This window comes from Paracoccus sp. 228 (assembly GCF_000967825.1).
Lineage (GTDB): Bacteria > Pseudomonadota > Alphaproteobacteria > Rhodobacterales > Rhodobacteraceae > Paracoccus > Paracoccus marcusii.
The window spans coordinates 1-2,110 of record NZ_JYGY01000025.1; the positions used below are offsets into that span (position 1 = coordinate 1).

The 2,110-nt window shown below is 57.9% G+C and carries 5 protein-coding genes and 1 pseudogene; all 6 read left to right on the forward strand.

Features of this window, described 5'->3' with window-relative positions; all coding sequences use genetic code 11:
• Window positions 1–202 (forward strand): annotated as a pseudogene (locus tag SY26_RS21765) (hypothetical protein); the annotation flags it as partial.
• Between the two features lie 2 nt (window positions 203–204).
• Window positions 205–672 (forward strand): DNA-binding protein, encoded by a 468-nt coding sequence (locus SY26_RS21465; RefSeq protein WP_157001804.1) that lies wholly within the window; start codon window positions 205–207, stop codon window positions 670–672.
• Between the two features lie 81 nt (window positions 673–753).
• On the forward strand, window positions 754–999 hold the full coding sequence (locus SY26_RS19640) for a type II toxin-antitoxin system ParD family antitoxin (RefSeq protein WP_045984271.1): 246 nt from the start codon (window positions 754–756) through the stop codon (window positions 997–999).
• On the forward strand, window positions 996–1,286 hold the full coding sequence (locus tag SY26_RS19645) for a type II toxin-antitoxin system RelE/ParE family toxin (RefSeq protein WP_045984270.1): 291 nt from the start codon (window positions 996–998) through the stop codon (window positions 1,284–1,286). The genes SY26_RS19640 and SY26_RS19645 overlap by 4 nt, the downstream gene beginning before the upstream one ends.
• Before the next feature lie 77 nt (window positions 1,287–1,363).
• Window positions 1,364–1,873, forward strand: coding sequence for a GNAT family N-acetyltransferase (locus SY26_RS19650; RefSeq protein ID WP_198143242.1), 510 nt, complete (start codon window positions 1,364–1,366; stop codon window positions 1,871–1,873).
• Window positions 1,874–1,939: 66 nt separating this feature from the next.
• Complete coding sequence (locus SY26_RS21770) at window positions 1,940–2,101, forward strand: hypothetical protein (protein WP_232303436.1); 162 nt, start codon at window positions 1,940–1,942, stop codon at window positions 2,099–2,101.
• Window positions 2,102–2,110: the final 9 nt, after the last annotated feature.

Below are 2,110 nucleotides of genomic sequence, written 5' to 3' on the forward strand. Positions count from 1 at the left end.
AGTCACCGCATTTCCCGAAGCTGGCAGCATCGCTTACTCGCCTTACTGGATCGATCTGAAGCGTAGAGTGGGCTGCAATGTGGATAACGCCAAGGTTGCGACCGACTTCCGGCGGTTTTTGAACGAGCGCGGCATATCTCGTGATGCTAACAACATTGAAAAGCTGTTTTCGGATTTCTGCCGAACTGTTGGGAAGGTCTGAAGATGAGCTGGTCCATCAGCCAAGCGGCAAAAGAAACTGGTTTGTCGAAGTCTACCATCAGCCGTGCCATCAAAGCTGGTAGAGTTTCCGCCTTAAGGCAGGATGACGGCGCCTATTTGATTGAGCCGGCCGAACTATTCCGCGTCTACCCTCGTAGGGTTGCGCAACCCTCACCAGATGCGCGTCATGAAGCGTTGCGCAACCCACATGAAGAAACCTATGCAACCCCCTCGCATGCTGTAGAAATTTTGCAGGTAAAGCTTGCTATGACAGAAGCTCTGCTCCACCAAGAAAGAGAAAACTCTAAGAAGCAGCAGGAGACAGTAGAGGATCTTCGTCGGCGGCTCGATGCTGCGTCAGAAAAAGTTCTTGCTCTGGCGCAACCCGCGCAACCGTCATCAGACGCGCGTCATGACGCGCCACGCAACCCTCTGCAACCCCGGCGGTGGTGGTCTTGGAAGAGGAACTGAGGCGCCACAAACAACAAGGTCTTGGCAGTTTGACGCGTATGTATTAAATATTGGTACACACGATCAAAGTCAGGAGCGCCCATGCCCCGTAACACCTCCGTCTCCCTCGGGGAGCATTTTACCGGCTTCATCAGCGCCCAAGTCGAAGCAGGCCGCTACGGCTCCGCCAGTGACGTGGTCCGTGCCGGGCTGCGGCTGCTGGAGGAACACGAAGCCCGCGTTCGAACGCTCCAAGCTGCGCTCGATGAAGGTGATGCCTCCGGCCCCCCCGAACCCCTCGACCTCGCCGCCTTCAAGGCCGAGCTGCGCGCCGGACGCGCGGGGTGACCAAGCTCCTCCGCTTCACTCCGGCCGCCCGCGCCGATCTGGCTGGGATCTGGAACTACACCGCCCGGCATTGGGACACGCAGCAGGCTGATCGCTATCTTGAAGAGGTGCACGGGGTCTGTCTGGCCCTTGCCACCGGGGAGATGGTCAGTCGTCCGGTCGATCTGCGCCCCGGAACTCGCAAGGCGCGGTCCGGCTCGCATATGGTCTATGTCCGGGAAGGTGCGGACACCCTCGACGTGATCCGCATTCTGCACCAGCGCCAGGATGTCGAGCGCCACCTCTGACGCAACCCCTTTTCAGCCCTGACCCTACCTGTCTGGCGGAGAACGGGTATTTTGAATCGTTTAACCGATTGACGTGAATGCTCTTTTTTGCCGTTGCCGTGTTGGCACGTCCCCAGCATTCTGCGGCTATGGAACCGTCTCTTCAAATTCGCCCGGCACAGAAGTCTGACGTAGGTCAGATCAGCAGATTGGTGCAAAAAACAATCCGCATTAGCAACGCTCAGGACTACCCTAAGGCGGTTATCGACCGCGTGGTTGCTAACTTTTCAACCGACACGGTTCAGCACCTTCTGACAATCCGGACGGTTTTGGTTGCTATTCAAGACGATGTCGCAGTGGGCACTGCAAGTTTGGACGGCGAGGTCGTGCGAACTGTTTTCGTAGCCCCCGAAGTGCAAGGTCAGGGCGTGGGTCGGTGTCTTATGAACGCCATCGAGGCCATAGCAGATCAAGAAGGCACCACTGTGCTTCAGGTGCCTGCATCTTTGACGGCAAGGCCATTTTACGCCCGCCTTGGATATATCGAAGTCCGCGATGTGCTTCACGGCGAGGAACGGACGGTCATTATGGAAAAGCGGATTGGTTAGGCAGCTCCCCTGCCGATCCAGGCGTCTGGCATTTCATCGGCAGCTTTTAAAGGTAGGATCGTGAATATGGGCATGTGGATTGCAATCGGAACGGCCATCGGCATCGGGGTCGGGGCTGCCATGGACAACATCAGCATGGGTGCGGCCATGGGGGTCGCGATGGGCGCGGCCCTGGGCGCAGTCCTGTCGGGAACCAAGCGGGACCGCGACGACGACAGGAAGCTCTAACTCAACCCC

What these genes read in the sequence shown, in the direction of transcription:
- SY26_RS21465 (WP_157001804.1), top strand. Translation starts at nt 205, where the DNA reads ATGAGCTGGTCCATCAGCCAAGCGGCAAAAGAAACTGGTTTGTCGAAG.
- SY26_RS19640 (WP_045984271.1), top strand. Translation starts at nt 754, where the DNA reads ATGCCCCGTAACACCTCCGTCTCCCTCGGGGAGCATTTTACCGGCTTC.
- SY26_RS19650 (WP_198143242.1), top strand. Translation starts at nt 1,364, where the DNA reads ATGCTCTTTTTTGCCGTTGCCGTGTTGGCACGTCCCCAGCATTCTGCG.
- SY26_RS21770 (WP_232303436.1), top strand. Translation starts at nt 1,940, where the DNA reads ATGGGCATGTGGATTGCAATCGGAACGGCCATCGGCATCGGGGTCGGG.